Annotated in this window: 18 protein-coding genes; 9 read left to right on the forward strand and 9 right to left on the reverse strand. The window is 61.6% G+C overall.

Annotated features, from left to right (window positions below; genetic code table 11):
* Positions 1-142: 142 nt before the first annotated feature.
* From M2396_RS17520 to M2396_RS17555, 8 genes are all read left to right on the forward strand, one after another.
* The gene (locus M2396_RS17520) at positions 143-808 is read left to right on the forward strand and encodes a hypothetical protein (protein WP_310504239.1); all 666 of its coding nucleotides are present in this window, start codon (positions 143-145) and stop codon (positions 806-808) included.
* A gap of 154 nt (positions 809-962) precedes the next feature.
* Positions 963-1259, forward strand: a complete 297-nt coding sequence (locus M2396_RS17525; protein ID WP_259076665.1) for a hypothetical protein — start codon at positions 963-965, stop codon at positions 1257-1259.
* Between the two features lie 17 nt (positions 1260-1276).
* The gene (locus tag M2396_RS17530; RefSeq protein ID WP_259076668.1) at positions 1277-1654 is read left to right on the forward strand and encodes a hypothetical protein; all 378 of its coding nucleotides are present in this window, start codon (positions 1277-1279) and stop codon (positions 1652-1654) included.
* A gap of 139 nt (positions 1655-1793) precedes the next feature.
* A complete protein-coding gene (locus tag M2396_RS17535) occupies positions 1794-2672 on the forward strand; it encodes a PoNi-like cognate immunity protein (RefSeq protein ID WP_259076671.1) in 879 nt (292 codons plus the stop codon).
* A 166-nt stretch (positions 2673-2838) separates the two neighbouring features.
* On the forward strand, positions 2839-3171 hold the full coding sequence (locus M2396_RS17540) for a hypothetical protein (protein WP_259076672.1): 333 nt from the start codon (positions 2839-2841) through the stop codon (positions 3169-3171).
* A 73-nt stretch (positions 3172-3244) separates the two neighbouring features.
* A complete protein-coding gene (locus tag M2396_RS17545) occupies positions 3245-3835 on the forward strand; it encodes a GAD-like domain-containing protein (protein ID WP_259076675.1) in 591 nt (196 codons plus the stop codon).
* A 513-nt stretch (positions 3836-4348) separates the two neighbouring features.
* Positions 4349-4588, forward strand: a complete 240-nt coding sequence (locus M2396_RS17550) for a hypothetical protein (protein ID WP_259076678.1) — start codon at positions 4349-4351, stop codon at positions 4586-4588.
* Positions 4589-4776: 188 nt separating this feature from the next.
* The gene (locus M2396_RS17555; RefSeq protein WP_150570550.1) at positions 4777-4992 is read left to right on the forward strand and encodes a DUF3077 domain-containing protein; all 216 of its coding nucleotides are present in this window, start codon (positions 4777-4779) and stop codon (positions 4990-4992) included.
* On the opposite strand, the gene M2396_RS17560 is transcribed toward M2396_RS17555, so the two are convergent.
* Positions 4979-5956: a sensor domain-containing diguanylate cyclase gene (locus M2396_RS17560; RefSeq protein WP_101322581.1), complete on the reverse strand. Its 978-nt coding sequence runs from the start codon at positions 5954-5956 to the stop codon at positions 4979-4981. The genes M2396_RS17555 and M2396_RS17560 overlap by 14 nt on opposite strands.
* Before the next feature lie 139 nt (positions 5957-6095).
* Positions 6096-7277: a delta-9 fatty acid desaturase DesA gene (gene desA / locus M2396_RS17565; protein ID WP_101322580.1), complete on the reverse strand. Its 1182-nt coding sequence runs from the start codon at positions 7275-7277 to the stop codon at positions 6096-6098.
* A 145-nt stretch (positions 7278-7422) separates the two neighbouring features.
* On the opposite strand from desA, the gene dibA reads away from it, so the two are divergent.
* The gene (gene dibA / locus M2396_RS17570) at positions 7423-9318 is read left to right on the forward strand and encodes a phosphodiesterase DibA (RefSeq protein WP_150570528.1); all 1896 of its coding nucleotides are present in this window, start codon (positions 7423-7425) and stop codon (positions 9316-9318) included.
* Positions 9319-9451: 133 nt separating this feature from the next.
* On the opposite strand, the gene M2396_RS17575 is transcribed toward dibA, so the two are convergent.
* From M2396_RS17575 to tcyN, 7 genes are all read right to left on the reverse strand, one after another.
* On the reverse strand, positions 9452-10096 hold the full coding sequence (locus M2396_RS17575; protein WP_101322578.1) for a methionine ABC transporter permease: 645 nt from the start codon (positions 10094-10096) through the stop codon (positions 9452-9454).
* Positions 10086-11195, reverse strand: coding sequence for a methionine ABC transporter ATP-binding protein (locus M2396_RS17580; RefSeq protein ID WP_259076684.1), 1110 nt, complete (start codon positions 11193-11195; stop codon positions 10086-10088). Before M2396_RS17580 ends, M2396_RS17575 begins: the two co-directional genes overlap by 11 nt.
* Position 11196: 1 nt before the next feature.
* Positions 11197-11997 carry a MetQ/NlpA family ABC transporter substrate-binding protein gene (locus M2396_RS17585; RefSeq protein ID WP_181089013.1) on the reverse strand — a complete coding sequence of 267 codons (801 nt, stop codon included), beginning with the start codon at positions 11995-11997 and terminating at the stop codon, positions 11197-11199.
* Positions 11990-13384 carry an LLM class flavin-dependent oxidoreductase gene (locus M2396_RS17590; RefSeq protein WP_259076687.1) on the reverse strand — a complete coding sequence of 465 codons (1395 nt, stop codon included), beginning with the start codon at positions 13382-13384 and terminating at the stop codon, positions 11990-11992. Before M2396_RS17590 ends, M2396_RS17585 begins: the two co-directional genes overlap by 8 nt.
* Positions 13384-14574 carry an SfnB family sulfur acquisition oxidoreductase gene (locus M2396_RS17595; protein WP_101322574.1) on the reverse strand — a complete coding sequence of 397 codons (1191 nt, stop codon included), beginning with the start codon at positions 14572-14574 and terminating at the stop codon, positions 13384-13386. The genes M2396_RS17590 and M2396_RS17595 overlap by 1 nt, the downstream gene beginning before the upstream one ends.
* A gap of 128 nt (positions 14575-14702) precedes the next feature.
* On the reverse strand, positions 14703-15944 hold the full coding sequence (locus M2396_RS17600) for an SfnB family sulfur acquisition oxidoreductase (protein ID WP_259076691.1): 1242 nt from the start codon (positions 15942-15944) through the stop codon (positions 14703-14705).
* 307 nt (positions 15945-16251) lie between these two features.
* The gene (gene tcyN, locus M2396_RS17605) at positions 16252-17007 is read right to left on the reverse strand and encodes an L-cystine ABC transporter ATP-binding protein TcyN (protein WP_259076693.1); all 756 of its coding nucleotides are present in this window, start codon (positions 17005-17007) and stop codon (positions 16252-16254) included.

Genomic DNA, 17007 nt, shown 5'->3' on the forward strand with positions numbered 1-17007 from the left:
TAAAAGTAATGCGACAACTACTACCCCGGAAAGAATGGCGCGGGGTAGTCTTCATACAGTACTTGCAACTGCTCCAAGCAACCCGCAGTGGCTGCAAGAATTGGCTCGCTGGATACGCTACTACCAAGTAGGTATTTGGCAATTGTATTTTTGGGCGCACGAGTACGATCAACACCCCGGCAACCATATCCGCCAACAAAACTACAGCATCCAAACCGCTGCCAACATGATGGGAGCGATGGCTATTTTGGGCTGGAAGGATGCCGTCATTTATCAGGGCTATCTAACGCACGCGGCGCTTAATCGCGGACATCAGTTGGTTATCGAGTACGAAGAGCAGCACCGCCGCGCTCAACCCTTCATGCTGCGTGTGTTTGCCGATTGGGCAGGCGATGTTTCACACCAGTGGCCGGCCTATGCGTATGACGAACCCATTTACGAAGCTCTTCTGGCCAACTGGCGCACTCCCAACCCCGAGGATTTGTTGCCCGGCCTGCTCGCTGCTTGTGACCGCCACACCTGGCAGACCGGCAGAGACAGCCAGAAGAACTCCTACGATTTCAATCAGGATTGGCACATGGAGCGCGTTCCGGTAGAAATCCTCTACTTACTGCGTCTACGCCAATGGGAAGGCTTGGCCAATCCCCAGCAGATTGATCATCCACTGATGGCTGCGCCCTTTGACCAGCTGCCGCCCGAGCAGCCAGTGCCTGAATTTGACGAGTTGATGCAAGGTGTGCTCAACCGCGCAAGAGAAGATTGGCCACAGTACGATGAGGTGCTGTCTTTGCCAGAGTTGCGACGTTGAATCGGGGAAGAAGTTATTGTCGACTCCGTCAACAAAGCAGGTGTGGATGGTTGCGACCGCCACCTCGTTGCGATCATCAATGGTCAGCTAAGGACGGCTAAGAGGGGATCCTCCAAAGCGCTACAACATTTTACGTGCGATGAAGGTGAGGTATATGAAGCTCGAAGCCGAAAATGGTCACGTAATCATTGGCGTTGATCAGGCACAGCTTGTAAGCACGTTAAAGAGCTTAAAAAGCTATGGTCCTAGCTCATACGCCTGCCCACCATTTGATTTGCTGCCTTTGGAGGTTTTTGCAATTTTTAAGGTTCGCCAACAGTGCGGGTTGAAGTCGCCTGCAGTTGCTCATCCCTTGTTATCTGTTGATGTGGCTGCATTGGAGAATCTTACTTTCAAGCCTGATGAAGTCTCTGTAAAGGTTGAGGCGGCCTACAGAAATTTCTTCGGCTAAAGGCCATGGGGTGGGGTGTGAATGCTATTAAAGTTGATGGTTTCAATGATGTTCTGCTGGCTTTTGTTATTGCATGTTTGTTCTGCACTGCTATCAGCAAAGATGAGCTCAACATATGGTGCGCTCAAGCATTGTCGCTAAATAATGCGCCAAGTTGCCTTTATGATCTGATGGGTTTTCAAGATGAGATTTTTAAGGTCTATAAGGTGATTGGCTACGTGCCTCATTGGGAACATTCAGATAGCGACGAATACGCTCTATACGGTATCGCTGTTCGTCGAGGTTTCAAACCTTATGACATGCCTATTACCACCCGCGAAGCGCTTACCCACCTCGGCGCTTCTCCGCGCATTGAAAATTTATTCAGAGAGGTCTTTACCTTTATCAAATTTTAAGCTGGGTCGAAACAAGCTCTAGGCGATTTAAGTAGAACATGGATGCGCACCTGATGATTCTGGAGCAGTTGCGTCGGTGAGGTGATGGCTGGGAGCGAAAGGACCCGACGGCCACTTCCAGATTATTAGGGAGCAAATGATGAGCAAGCGCGCGCCGTTGGGTGATCCGGCCTATTGGTCAGAATGGGTCGCTTTTGGTGACGAATCCATCACCCTCGGCTGGGACACTGCAAGTCGTCCATTCGGCGACCCGAGTTATGCGCCCCAGTATCTGTTCGAGTTGGCCCAGGATCATTGGCATCAGATGCTGCGTCGCTATTCTGCGGGCCTGCCGGTGGCAGAGCTGGCAGGGTACTTTCCGGGTTTGCTTGACGCCTGGGAGCGATCACAGCACTTGGGCGCGGAGCAGTGGACTGCGCAGCAGGTGACAAGCCGCACCCTGTGGGCGGTCAACTACGATCATTACATTGTGTGTTTCTGGCTCGTCGGCTTGGCGTTGACGCTCGATATCCCCGACGAGCAGTGGCTGCGTCTGTTGGCGCTGATCGACAATGAGGGCGAGGACATTTTGCTCGACCGCGTTATCGCTACCCGGTCCCCGCAACGTCGGATCGGTACTGTGCTGCTTTACCCCAAACCGTATGCTCGGTTGCTTGCAGCTGTCGATGCGCCTCCTGGCCAGCAAGGCGCGCTCCTTCAGGGATTTGTCGCGCATTGGTATGCCGAAGTTGGCAGCGCTGCTCGTTCGGGGACTAAGAAGCAAGCAGCGCCCTTCAAGCATCCTTACTGGTACCGTTATGGCGACGAGAATTTCGCAGGTGGTGCTTACTTTGGCCGCTGGTGTATTGAGGCGGCTGCTGCCGTCAAGGCGTTCGGTCTGGACGATTCGCTGTGCCGTGGCCACGAGCATTACCCGCGCGACCTGCTGGAGCCCGCTGCAGAGGTGATGGTGGTGGCCAAGGATAGCAGCCAAAAGCGCGGCCTTTGGACCAGGTTTTTCGGCGCTGAGGATAGGTAAGGACCGGTCCACGCCTGGTTGCAAGGTGCGCTCAAACGCGCAAGGGAAGACCGGACTACGGTGAGGTGCCGTCTTTGTCAGAGTCGAATTGGTGACTAGGGAGAAGAGTCATCCGGACTTTGCCAGCAGGCAGTGGGTCGAAACGTAGCGAACACTCTGGGGGCTTATGAGTACAGATCAGGGAATTTACCAGGGCTTGGGTGAAATACTCTCGGCGATCGCGCCCCAGCAGGCACAGTGGGTTTCTGTTGAGGTAGAGCTGTCGCCGACCGGCGACAACGCCAAGCTGTTTTATGACTATCAGGCCGAGGGGAGTGAGCCGCAGTGGTTCGTGCCTGAAGTTGCTCGTGTGGATCATGACATCCGGCTCCTGTTGATACAGCTGCGCGAGTATTTCGCGGGTAACAATTTGTTCGAGCAAGGCAAACCGTGGGTACGCTGCATGATCAAGCTGGATCTGCAGACCGGCAAGTTTGCGGCAGACTTCAAATACGAATGACGGGTGGCGGCCGGTACGTCATCTGCAAACGGATCAAGGGGCTTAATCGGTGCGGGATGAATTTTTCCAGTCAATGATCGACAACCTTGGTGAAGCCACTTCACGTCGTGAGGTGCCTGCAGCGAGCATCGACAAATACCAGTCAAAACTGCCGCCTGCATTGCTGGGCTACTGGCGCGAAGAAGGCTGGTGTTCTTTCGCTGATGGCTTGTTCTGGATCGTGGACCCAGATGCATACAAGGCCACGCTGGATATGTGGCTGCAAGGCAGCGGCCTGGCTGAGATCGACAATTACCACGTGATTGCCAGGGATGCGTTCGGTTCGCTGTATGCCTGGGGCGAGCGTTATCAGCGCAAGATCACTGTATCGAGTTTGGCTGGCGGCATTGTCGCGCTGAAAAACCAGCTGCAAAAACCCAACCCACAACCAGACCGCAGCCTCGGTATCTTTCTTGGTTCTACCAGCCGTGACAGCCTGGACTTTGAAGACATTCAGGGCAAGCCGCTGTTCCAGCGTGCACTCGCCAAGCTGGGGCCGGTTGCCGAGGACGAGATGTATGCTTTCGAACCGGCGCTGTGCATCGGCGGCAAGGCTGACCTTGAGCATATGGTGAAGGTGAAGATGGTTGAGCAGCTGAAGATTCTGGATCAGTTGCGTCGGTGAGGTGATGGCTGCGAGCGTTGTGATGTCGGGTGCGGATATCAGTGGCGGCAAGGCCTTTGTAGGAGCGGCCTTGTGTCGCGAAAGGCCAGCGTAGCTGGCCCGGCGATGGCAGCGGCGGAGCTGGAATTTTTGGGGGCGCTGCGCACCCCTTTCGCGACACAAGGCCGCTCCTACACGATAGATTTGCGGGTGTTTGCGTAAGACGTTTCCGAACTTGAAACCAAATGCTTCTAATCGGGGTAGCTTGGGAATTATCCTACGCGACTTGCGGAAGCAGCTCTGTTGTCGGGGAAATGCCTCAGGGATAACGTCACGGGGTCGCCAGGTTTGGTGACCGGGTGTGAGAAACCCGACCAGTACTGTTAGGCAATGCTTCACGGCAGCCGTGCGCGGGCAGACTTCGGTCTGGCCGGGTTTCCAGTACCTCGGTTTTCTCACCCCGTGTACGGCTGCCACCCAAATCCGTGAGAAAGGTTCGAGTGGTCGCTTCCGTTTACGTACTGGAAATCGACTATGAAAAAGATCGTCCCCGACCCCCCAATTTCCTACTTCTCAGTCATCAGCGACCTGAGCCGCGAAGAGGCTCTCACCCAGGTTTCCAAGTTGATGGACTGCATGAACCGCACCCTCGAAGCTTACCTCGGCACCGAGCCCATCGGCGTTGACAGTTACCTGCTGGAAAACGTCAATATCCTGAACCAGCTGATGCGCGCCTTGATCGCCCACGCCGTGGCCGGGGAGGCAACGTCATGACGGACGAAGCCACTCAATCCACCAACGCTGGTAGCGGGTGCTGCGGTCTGTGTAGGAGCGGCCTTGCGTCGCGAAAGGGTCGCGTAGCGGCCCCAGATTTCAGCTCCGCCGCTGATATCGCCGGGCCCGCTTCGCGGGCCTTTCGCGACGCAAGGCCGCTCCTACAGGAGGGCGCGCAAGATCAATGTCTGGCGTTGTTTGCCGTGCAGGGCGATGTGCCGTTCGAGCAGGCGTTCTCGGAGTTGTCGGTCATGCTCGGCTGCATCCGCCATCTGACCACCGAGGCAGAGATGGAAAATGACCGGCAGGCGGGGAGTGCGGCGCGCATTCTCAGCGGTTTGGCCAAAGCACTGATCGACGACATGGAGTTGGGACTGCGCAAGGCTCTGGTCAGCCGCAAATAATCTGATTCTTGCCCAGACGCTTGGCCTGATACATCGCCGCGTCCGCGCGGGCGAACAGGCTGTCCAGGCTGAGGTCGTCGTCGTGCAGGCTGGTCAGGCCCTGGCTGATGGTCACGCCGAAACGTTCCTGACCATGGCTGAAGCTCAGGCGCTGGATCTCGCGCTGCAAGCGTTCGGCGATCTGCTCGGCGACCTCGGCCTCGCAGCCGGGGAACACCGCAGCAAACTCTTCACCACCAATCCGCCCGAACACATCGCCGCGGCGCAGTACGGCCTTGCCGCTGTCGGCGATGTGCTGCAGCACCTCGTCACCTTGCTGGTGGCCGTAGGTGTCATTGATCAGCTTGAAGTCATCGATGTCGAGCAGCAGAAACGACAACGGCGTGCCGTCTTCGCGGGCGGCGGTAAAGGCTTGGTTGGCGCACTCGAAGAAGTGCCGGCGGTTGCTGCTTTGGGTCAGCACGTCGGTGGTGGCCAGACGCTGCAGTTCGCCTTCGAGCTGCTTCTTTTCGGTGATGTCTTCGGCGATGCCGACCACGATCACGCGGTCGCCGTTCTGCTGCTGGTTGATATAGCACTTGTCGCTCAACCAGCGGATTTCGCCGGCGGCGTTGATGATGCGGTACTCGCGGTCTTCCACAGCGCCCTGCAGCAGCACCTGGGCCAGGCTGCGCTCGGCGTACTCGAGGTCGTCGGGGTAGATGCTGTCGCGCCATTCGTTGAAGTCAGCCAGCACCCGGCTGACCTGGCGGCCGAAGATGCGCTCGAAGGCGGGGCTGACATAGAGCACCTGGCGGGTTTTCCAGTCGAACGCCCAGAGCACTGCGTTGACGGTTTCGAGCAGGGAACTGAACAGCTGCTCGCGCTCGCTCAGGCGCGCCACTTCACCTTGCGCATGAAACAGCGCGAGCAAGGTTTGCGCAGCGGCAGGTGGCGGGTCGCGGGGCTGTATGTGTTTGGCCATGTGCACGGAGCGATTCTCGGCTGAGGGCGTGCGGCCACGATCCGGCCCGCCACGCGGGCGATGTGCCGGATTTGAGTAAGGAGGTGGGGTGAAGTTCCGCTCGGCACGCCCCAGAACAGGGCATGCCGATCAACGGGGATCAGGCGGTTGGGCGCAGCGAGTAGGTTTTCAGCTGGCTGGCGAAATCGCGCAGCGATTGGATGCCGCTGGCCTCGGCTTCGTGGACCCAGTCTTTCATGGCGGCGAGCATGTCGTGGCCATTGGCGCTGGTTCGCGCCCAGATCTGCTGCAGCGCCAGGCGCTTCTCGTAGATGGTCTTGAGCGCCTGGCTGTGGGCAAGCATCGACTCGATCCGCACGTGGTGGCGGTCCTGCAGCAGGCTGGTTTCCCGCGAGAGCAGGCGCTTGGCGCGGCGGAAGCGGTGGCGCAGCGAGGCGTCGACCACATCCAGCTCCTGCTTGACCAGCGGGGCGATGACCAGCTTGCGGTACTGGGCCATGATCTGGAAGCGGTTGTTGAGGATCGCCATGGCCGTGTCCATGTCCAGGCTGGCCTTGCCCTCGACGCGGTGGGCGATTGGCGCGACCCGCTGCACCTTGGCCAGACGCAGCAGGCTCAGCACCCGTATCCACGCCCAGCCCATATCGAACTCCCAGCGCTTGACCGACAGCTTGGCCGAGTTGGGGTAGGTGTGGTGATTGTTGTGCAGCTCTTCGCCGCCAATGATGATGCCCCACGGCACCAGGTTGGTGGCGGCGTCGCGGCACTCGAAGTTGCGGTAGCCGACGGCATGGCCAAGGCCGTTGACCACGCCTGCGGCCCAGAACGGGATCCACATCATCTGGATCGCCCAGATGGTGATGCCGATGGTGCCGAACAGCAGCAGGTCGAGCACTGCCATCAAGGCAATGCCGCCCAGCTTGTAGCGCGAGTAGAGGTTGCGCTCGATCCAGTCATCCGGGCAGTTCTTGCCGTAGATGCGCAGGGTTTCGGGGTTTTGCGCCTCTTCGCGGTAAAGCTCGGCGCCTTTGCGCAGCACGGTGCTCAGGCCTTTGATGACCGGGCTGTGCGGGTCATCGACGGTTTCGCACTTGGCGTGGTGTTTGCGGTGGATGGCGGTCCACTCGCGGGTGTTCTGCGCCGTGGTCAACCACAGCCAGAAGCGGAAGAAGTGTTTGAGGCCGGCGTTCAGCTCAAGCGAGCGGTGCGCCGAATAGCGATGCAGGTAGATCGTGACGCTGATGATGGTCACGTGGGTCATCAGCAGGGTGACCGCGACCAGTTGCCAGGCCGACAGGTCGAGTAAGCCGTAGTACCACATAAATGTAAAAGCCCTCGGAAACGCGGGGGGGAACTGCGCTTTGCATTATCCATTGACCGGGAAATAAAACCAGAGCGGGAATGCATCAAGACATGTTTCGGGCCCTATAATGCCCCAATTTTTTTTAAGGGCATTAGTACCCGACATGACTGGTTCTGTTCGCGACGCCTTGCGCATGGCCGCGCTGTATGTGGTGTTATCGATCCTGTGGCTGGTGCTCAGTGAGCAGCTGTTGCAACAGTTGTCCGATGATCCGCTGGCGTTGTACCTGGGGCGCTGCATCAATGTGCTGGTATGGGTGTTGCTCAGTGCGCTGGTGATCTTTATCTCACGGGCGCGCCTGCTCAACTTCATCGGTATCGGCGCGCGCCTGCGCAGTGAGGACCGCGAGCGGCTGCGCATGGCGGCGGCGGTGTTCGACAGCACCCTGGAGGGCGTGCTGGTGACGGACCGGCAGGGCCTGATCGTGCACGTTAACCGCGCGTTCATGCGTATTACCGGCTATCAGCAGGACGAAGTGCTCGGCCAGCGCCCGAGCAAGTTCAAGTCGGGGCGTCATGGGGCGGACTTCTATCAGCAGATCTACGCCACCTTGCGCGAGCAGGGGCAGTGGAGCGGCGAGATCTGGAACCGGCGCAAAAGCGGCGAAATCTACCCGCAATGGCAGACGATTTGCGCCGTACGCGACGACAGCGGCGAGCTCAGCCATTACGTTGCGGTATTCAGCGACATCAGTGCGATCAAGCATTCCGAGCAGGAGCTGGCTTACCTCGCCCACCACGACCCGCTGACCGGCTTGCCCAACCGGCTGCTGTTCAATGATCGCGCCGAGCAGGCCCTGGCCGCGGCGCAGAGCCACAAGCGCGGCTGTGCGCTGTTGCTGCTCGACCTGGATCATTTTCAAAGCATCAACGATGGCCTTGGCCACCCGGTTGGCGACCAATTGCTCAAATTGGTTGGCGAACGCCTGCGTGCGGCCTTGGACAAGGGCTTGACCTTGGCCCGGCTCGGCGGCGACGAATTCGCCGTGCTGCTGGAGAACTGCCAGCAGGTCGGCCAGGCGGCAACCCTGGCGCAGACGTTGATCGAGCAGATGCGCGAGCCGTTCAGTTGCGAGGGGCACAGCCTGTTCATCGGGGTCAGCGTCGGCATCAGCCTGTTCCCCAGCGATGCCCTCAGCGCCGCGCAGCTGCTGCGCAATGCCGATGCCGCGCTGTTCAAGGCCAAGAGCAACGGTCGCGGTGGTTATGCGTTGTACACCGAAGAGCTGACTGCGCATGCCCAGCAGCGGGTGGAAATTGCCACAGAGCTGCGCCGGGCACTGGAGCAGGAGGAACTGCGGCTGTTCTTCCAGCCGGTGCATGACCTGGCCAGCGGCAACATGGTTGGGGTTGAAGCGCTGGTGCGCTGGCAGCACCCCGAGCGCGGGCTGGTGCCGCCGGGTGAGTTCATCCCGATTGCCGAGGCCAGCGGGCTGATTGCCGAGATCGATGGCTGGGTGCTGCGCCAGGCGTGTCGGCAGATGGTCGAATGGCAGGCCGCGGGGCAGTTGCTGGACTTCATTGCGGTGAATATCTCCAGCCGGCTGTTTGCTCAGCGGGATTTGTATCTGCAGGTGGCCAAGGTGCTGCACGACACCGGCCTGAACCCGGCGCTGCTGGAGTTGGAAGTGACCGAAAGCGCGGTGATGGAAGACCCCGAGGTGGCGCTGGAGCAGCTGCATCGCTTGCGCGAGCTGGGCTTGCGCCTGGCCATCGATGATTTCGGTACGGGCTATTCGTCGCTGCTGCGGCTCAAGCGCTTGCCGGTGCAGAAGCTGAAGATCGACAAGGGGTTCGTTTCGGGGTTGCCGCAGGATGAGGATGATGTGGCGATTGTACGGGTGATCATTGCCCTGGCTCGGAGCATGGGCATGCAGGTGCATGCCGAAGGTGTCGAACAGGCGGAGCAGGCGCTGTTCTTGTTGGCGCAGGAGTGTCAGTTAGGGCAGGGCTACTGGTTTGGGCGGCCGGTGCCCGCTGCGGATCTGGGGTGGGGGTGAGATTTTTGGGGGCTGCTTTGCAGCCCTATCGCGACACAAGGCCGCTCTTACAGGGACCGCGTAGCCTGGCCGGACGCAGTCACCTGTAGGAGCGGCCTTGCGTCGCGAAAGGCCCGCAAAGCGGGCCCAGAGGTCACCGCTTATTCAACCCCCGCGCCAACCGATCCCCGCCCAACTGAATCACCGCCACCAACACCACCAGCATGGCAATCACAGTCAACATCACCTGGCTGTCAAACCGCTGATAGCCATAGCGATAGGCAATATCGCCCAAGCCGCCAGCACCAATCGCGCCTGCCATGGCCGATGAGTTGATCAACGCCACCACGGTAATGGTGAACCCGCCAACAATCCCCGGCAGCGCTTCGGGCAGCAACACATGCCAAACGATATGCCAACGCCGGCACCCCATCGCCTGCGCCGCTTCGATCAAGCCATGGTCAACCTCGCGCAAACTGACCTCGGCAATCCGCGCAAAGAACGGCGTGGCGGCGATGGTCAGCGGCACCACGGCAGCCCACACGCCATAGGTGGTGCCGACCACCAGCCGGGTGAAGGGGATCAGCGCCACCATCAGAATCAGAAACGGGATCGAGCGAAACAGGTTAACGAAAGCGCCCACCACCCGGTTGAGCAACGGCGCCTGGTAAATCCCGCCCTTGTCGCTGGTGACCAGCAGCACCGCCATCGGAATGCCCAGCAGCAACGCCACCAGCGACGATACGCCGACCATCAGCAAGGTGTCCCACAAGCCTTGCAGCAATCGCTCAGTCCACATAGCCCAACACCTCCACATCATCTGCCCAACGCCGTGCGCGCTCGAGCACGCCATGGGTGTCATGCGCTGAACCCCGCACTGACACGATCAACCGCCCCAGCGCATGTTCACCGATGGTTTCGACGCCGCCCTGGAGCAGGCTGACCTGACCGCCAAGGTCGTCAAACAAGCCGGATAACTGTGGCTCGCCAAACACCACCAATTTGAGCACCAGGGCCGCATCGCGGTTGCTTGCAGTCGGCAGCAAACTGCTCTGCAATGCTGCCGGCAACTTGCCCTGCAACGGCGCGAGCAAGGTGCGGGTCACTGCATGCTGCGGGCTGCCGAACACCTGCCAGACCTCGCCTTGCTCGACTACCTGACCGCGCTCCAGCACCACCACGCGCTGGCAGATATCGCGGATCACCGCCATTTCATGGGTGATCAGCACCACGGTCAGGCCGAGACGCTGGTTGATGTCGCGCAGCAGTTCGAGGATCGACGCGGTGGTTTCCGGGTCGAGGGCTGAGGTGGCTTCATCACACAGTAGAATTTCCGGGTCATGCACCAGCGCCCGGGCGATGCCGACGCGCTGCTTCTGCCCGCCGGAGAGTTGCGCCGGGTACACCTGATGCTTGTCGGCCAGGCCGACCAGATCAAGCAGTGCGCGAACCTTTTGCTGGCGCTCGGCCTTGGCTACGCCGGCAACCCTGAGCGGCAGCTCGACGTTGTCCCACACGGTTTTCGCCGACATCAGGTTGAAGTGCTGAAAGATCATGCCGATGCGCCGACGCAGGGCCACCAAGCGGTCTTCGTCGAACGGGGCGATGTCGACCTGATCGATCAGCACCCGGCCCTGGCTCGGCTGTTCCAGGCGGTTGATGGTACGCAGCAGCGACGACTTGCCGGCGCCGCTGCGGCCAATGATGCCGAAGATCTCGCCCCGGCGGATGTTCAGGTCGATACCTTGCAGAGCAGGCTGGGCCTGGCCGGGGTAGGTCTTGCCCAGGCCGATGAAGCGCACATGGGCCTGATTGACCTCGGGCCGCAACGCCTGCTCGCGGGTGGGCGCCGGGACGGCTGGGGCAGTGGGCACCCTGAGGGCGCTGGCGCTGCTCATGTCAGCCTTCCCAACCGGCCTGGTAGAGGCTGCCGTGTGCCTTGTCCAGCGCAGCCTTTACCGCAGGCGAGTGCTGGTAGATGTCGACGAACTTGGCCAGGCGAGGATCGTCCTTTTCCTGTGGGCGGATAACGAACTGGATCACGTATTCCTTGTTTTCCAGGCCGTCGAACAGCAGTGCCGAGGTGGCATCGAAGGTGTTCGCCAGGCGGATATAGGCCGGGTAGCCCTGGACCAGATCGGCATCGTCGTAGGCGCGCACCAGCTGCACTGCTTCAACCTGCAGAATCTTCAGTTTTTTCGGGTTGGCGACGATGTCGTCTTCGGTGGCCTTGTAGCCAACGCCGGGTTTGAGCGTGATCAGCCCGGCCTTGGCCAGCAGCTGCAAACCACGGCCGCTGTTGATCGGGTCGTTGGCGATGGCCACGCTGGCGCCGGTCGGCAGCTCGGCAAAGCTCTTGTACTTTTTCGAGTACAGGCCAACGTTGTTGATGATCCCCGGCTTGTACGGCACCAGGTCAAAGCCGGCAGCGGCCTTGGCGTTTTCCAGGAACGGGATGTGCTGGAAGTAATTGACGTCGATATCGCCGCTGTTGAGGCTGACGTTGGGCGCGATCCAGTCGCTGAACTCGATCAGCTTCACTTCCAGGCCCTGCTTGTGCGCCTCTTCGACAGCGGCTTCAAGGGGAATGGCAAAGGCTGCGGTGGTGCCGACTTTAAGCGGCTCGGCAGCGAACACGTTGGCGCTGATGGCCAGTGACAGTACGGCGGCCGCGACGGGCCGGAACAGTTTATCAAGCATGGTGCAGGGCTCCAGTCGGGGCAGGGGTTGGGGTCGTATTGCGGTAGCGGGCGCCGGGATGGTCGGCAGGCAGGTGCGGCAGGTCGCTGGCGAACAGCTTTTCGCGCAGGCTGCCGTCCTGGTAAGCGGTCTTGTAGCGACCGCGGCGTTGCAGTTCGGGGACGACTAGGTCGATGAAGTCTTCGAAGCTTTCCGGGGTTACGGTGCGGGTCAGGTTGAAGCCGTCGAGCCCGGTTTCGTCGATCCAGCCGATCAGCTCATCGGCGACCTGCGCGGCGGTGCCGATCAAGGTCACGTAGCGGCCGCCGAGGCTGTGCTGGTCGAGCAGGCGGCGGCGGGTCCAGGCGCTGTCCTGCAACTGGCGGGTCGCGGACTGGATGGCGTTGCCTTTGGCGAAGCCGATCGGCTCGTCCAGCTCGAAGGCGGCGAAGTCGATCCCGGTCGAGCTGGCGAAGTGGGCGACGCCGGCCTCAGGGCTGGCGTAGCGCACATATTCGGCATGCTTGGCCTGGGCTTCGGCTTCGCTGGCGGCGACGATCACGGTAATGCCCATGAATACCTTGATTGCCTGCGGATCACGCCCGGCCGCCTTGGCTGCGGCACGCACCTTGTCGACTTGAATACGGGTGGAGGCTTTGTCCTGGCCGCTGATGAACACGCATTCGGCGTGGTTGCCGGCAAAGCTCAGGCCGCGTGGCGAGCTGCCAGCCTGGAATAGCACCGGCGTGCGCTGCGGCGAGGGTTCGCAGAGGTGGTAGCCCTCGACCTTGTAGAACTCGCCGTGGTGCTCGACCTTGCGCACTTTGTCGGGGCGGGCGTAGACCCGCTGCTCGCGGTCGGCGACCACTGCGTCGTCATCCCAGCTGCCTTCGAGCAGCTTGTACAGCACTTGCAGGTATTCCTCGGCCTGGTCGTAACGGCGGTCGTGCTCGGGCTGTTGCTCCAGGCCCATGGCGCGCGCGGCGCTGTCGAGGTAGCCGGTGACGATGTTCCAACCGACCCGGCCGTTGCTCAGGTGGTCAAGGGTCGACAGCCGGCGGGCGAACAGATACGGCGCCTCGTAGGTGAGGTTGGCGGTGAGGCCAAAACCCAGGTGGCGGGTGACGGCAGCCATGGCCGAGACCAGCAGCAGCGGGTCGTTGACCGGCAGCTGGATCGACTCCTTCAGCGTTACATCGACCGACTGGCCATAGACGTCGTAGGTGCCGACGATATCGGCGATGAACAGGCCATCGAACAACCCGCGCTCAAGCAGCTTGGCCAGGTCGGTCCAGTAGTCCAGCGACTTGTACTGGGTCGAGGTGTCGCGTGGATGGGTCCACAGGCCATGGTTGATGTGGCCGACGCAGTTCATGTTGAAGGCGTTGAGGAGGATTTGCTTGCTCATCAGATCGTCCCCCGCCGCGGTGGGTTGATGTCGTTGAGGTAGTAGTTGCCGATGGCGTGATACTTCCAGCGCACCGGGTCGTGCAGGGTGTGCACGCGGGCGTTGCGCCAGTGGCGGTCGAGGTTGTGCTCGGCCAGGGTGGCCTGGCTGCCGGCCAGCTCGAACAGCGTGGTGCCTGCGGCGAGGGCGATTTCGGTGCTGATGGCACGGGCCTCGGCGACGGCGATCGAGGCTGCGGCCACTCGCTCGGCGGCTGTCTCCGGCGTGGCTGCCGCGGCCTGGTCGAGGAATTCGCCGGCGCGTTCCAGCAGTGCTTCGCTGGCATGCAGGCGGATCGACAGCTGGCCGAAGCTCTTCAGGGTCAGCGGGTCGTCGACGGCCTTGTCGTGGCCCGAGTCGACCCATGGCCGGCTGCGGGTACGCACGAAGTGCAGCGCGTCTTCGAAAGCAGCGCGGGCGATGCCGGTATCGATTGCAGCGTGGAGGATCTGCGCCAGTGGGCCGACCGGTGTCGGCCGCTCGAATGCGCTCTGGAACGCCACCACGTCGGCAGCGGCTACCCAGACGTTATCGAACACCACCGAGCCGCTACCGGTGGTGCGCTGGCCAAAGCCGCTCCAGTCGTCGATCACTTGCAGGCCCGGCGCATCGGCCGGCACGAAGGCCAGCCGCTGAACGCCGTCGTCATCGATCACCGAAGTGGGGATGCGCTGCGCATACAGCGCGCCGGTGGAGTAGAACTTGCGGCCATTGATGCGATAACCGTCGCCCTCGCGGCTGAGCCGGGTGGTGCGGTCGTGGGCCGTCTTGGTACCGAGTTCGGCCAGGGCGTTGCCGAAGCGCCGCCCGGCCAGCACTTCGGCGTACAGCCGCTGCTGTTGCTCGGGCGTGCCGTTTACCCGCAGCACTTCCAGGGCGTAGAAGTGGTTCTGCGGGATCTGCCCCAGCGAGCCGTCGGCCTGGGCAATCCGGGCGATGATCTTGGCCAGGGTGACATACGACACGCCGGCGCCACCAAAGGCCTTGGGCACGCTGATGGCCCACAGCCCGGAGCGGCTGAACAGCTCCAGCTCGGCGTGCGGCAGGCGCCGCTCGCGGTCGCGCAGGGCGCTGTCGCGGCGCAGTTGCCTGGCGAGTTCGTCAGCGACGGCCAGGGCCTCGCCGTCAGTGCGGATGACAGTTGCGTTCATTGTGTTCTCCGGGGCCTTGGGGCCGCTTCGCGCCCCTTCGCGGGTAAACCCGCTCCCACAAGGTTCAGCTCAGTCACCTGTGGGAGCGGGTTTACCCGCGAAGGGGCGCGAAGCGGCCCCAGAGGCCCTCAAATCCAGGAATGTCGGGCAGGCCGGGTGCCGTTCAGGTGCCAGGCGCCCACAGCGTGGTATTTCCAGCGCACCGGGTCGTGCAGGGTGTGCACGCGGGCATTGCGCCAGTGCCGGTCGAGGTTGAACTCGGCGAGGGTGGCGCGGCTGCCGGCCAGTTCGAACAGCTTCTCGCTGGCCTGCAGGGCGATCTCGGTGGTGAGCACCTTGGCTTCGGCCACGGCAATCGAAGCGCGCGCGGCGGCGTCAGCATCGATGGCCCCAGCGTTGACCTCGTCCAGCACCTGCGCGGCCTTGCGCAGCAGCGCCTCGGCGGCGTGCAGCTCGAGCTTGAGCCGGCCGATGTCGGCGATCACATAAGGGTCATCGCTGGCGCGCTCGACGTTGGCGTCGATAAACGGCCGGGACTTCTCGCGCACAAAGCTGATCGCGTCATCGATAGCTGCTTCGGCGATACCGGCGTCGATGGCTGCCTGAATCAACTGCGACGCCGCGCCCTGGATGTTGGGCAGATCGCGCTGGCGCCAGTTGTCGATCACCAGCTCAGCCTCCACCGGTACTTGGTCGAGCAGCACGGTGCCGCTGGCGGTGGTGCGCTGGCCAAAGCCTGACCAGTCGTCAACGATGCGCAGGCCCGGGCTGCCACGGCGGACAAAAGCCAGGCGTTGGCGGCCTTCGTCATCCAGCGCCTTGACCGCAACCCAGTGGGCGAACAGGGCGCCAGTGGAATAGAACTTTTCGCCGCTGATGCGATAGGTGTCGCCGTCACGGCTGATCCGCGCCTTCAGGGTGAGGGTGTCTTTGCTGCCGCGCTCGGGGCCGGCATTGCCGATCCGCCAGCCGTTCAACACCGAGCCGAAAATCAGCGCCTGCTGGGCTTCGCTGGCGGTCAGGCGCAGCAGTTGCAGCATGCCGAACTGGTTCTGCGGGATCTGCCCCAGCGCCGGGTCGGCAGCGCTGATGACGCGAAACACCTCGGCGACCGTGACAAAGGACACGTCGGCACCACCGAAGGCTTTGGGGATGCTGATGCTGCCCAGCCCGCTGCGGGTGAACAGCTCGATCTCGGCCCACGGCAGCTTGCGCTGCTGGTCGCGCTTGGAGGCGTTTGCGCGAGCGACTGCGGCCAGCTCATGGGCGGCTTGCAGGGCTTCGGCGTCGTTGCGCAGGACCTTGGCCGGCAGCAGTGCTGGCGGGCTGTCGAGGTCGCTGGCGTGAAGGGTTTGTGCCTGGCTGGACATTAGTACCGCTCCTTGGCTGTACTCAATGCCCTGGCGTTATGCACTGGGGTGATTGCATTCCTGACCATTCCTGACCTCACAAAAAAGTGGCGGCGGCGCTTGGTGGTTGCGCTGCACGTATGCGGGTCCGGTGGTCCGGTGTATATACCTTAAAGTCTTATTAAATAATTTTGAACGATCATTTGGGAATATAGATAGAAGTGCTGAGGCTTGCGGCGGTTGGCTTTAATAATGCGGTGGTTTTTAGTACGTCGGGGGCCGCGAAGCGCCCCCAGCAATTCTGACCAGTGCCGCGAAAGGCCGGGCGCTAGGAGGCGGCAGTCCCAAGAAACTTGCGCAAAAACTGCCGAGTCCGCTCTTCCTTCGGATCGGCAAACAACGCCTTTGCTTCACCCTGCTCAACAATCACCCCTTTGTCGAAGAAGATCACCCGGTTGGCGACATCCCGGGCAAAGCTCATTTCGTGGGTGACGATGATCATGGTGCGCTGCTCTTCGGCCAGGCCACGAATGGTCTCCAGCACTTCACCCACCAGTTCCGGGTCCAGCGCTGAGGTTGGCTCGTCGAACAGGATCACATCCGGCTCCATGGCCAACGCCCGAGCAATCGCCACGCGCTGTTGCTGGCCACCGGACAAGCGCCGTGGGTAGGCGTCTTCTTTGCCGGCCAGGCCGACCTTGGCCAGCAAACGTCGGCCCAGCTCCAGGGCTGTGGCGCGCGGGGTCTTCTTGACCACCAGCGGCCCTTCGATGACGTTATCCAACGCCGTGCGATGGGGGAACAGGTTGAAGTTCTGGAAGACAAACCCGGCCTGCTGGCGCAAGCGGCGGATGGCGCTCTGCTGGTTACCCAGCGAGCGGTTGGCGTCGATGCTGATGTCGCCGATCTGGATGCGTCCGGCGTCGGGGGTCTCGAGCAGGTTGAGGCAGCGCAGAAAGGTGGTCTTGCCCGAGCCGCTGGGGCCGATGATGGCGATCACTTCACCGGGCTGGACGGTCAGGTTGATGCCGTCGAGTACGGTCTGGCCGTTGAACCGCTTGGTCAGGCCTTCAACTACGATCAT

The organism is Pseudomonas sp. BIGb0278 (genome assembly GCF_024809895.1).
Classification (GTDB): Bacteria; Pseudomonadota; Gammaproteobacteria; order Pseudomonadales; family Pseudomonadaceae; genus Aquipseudomonas; species Aquipseudomonas shirazensis.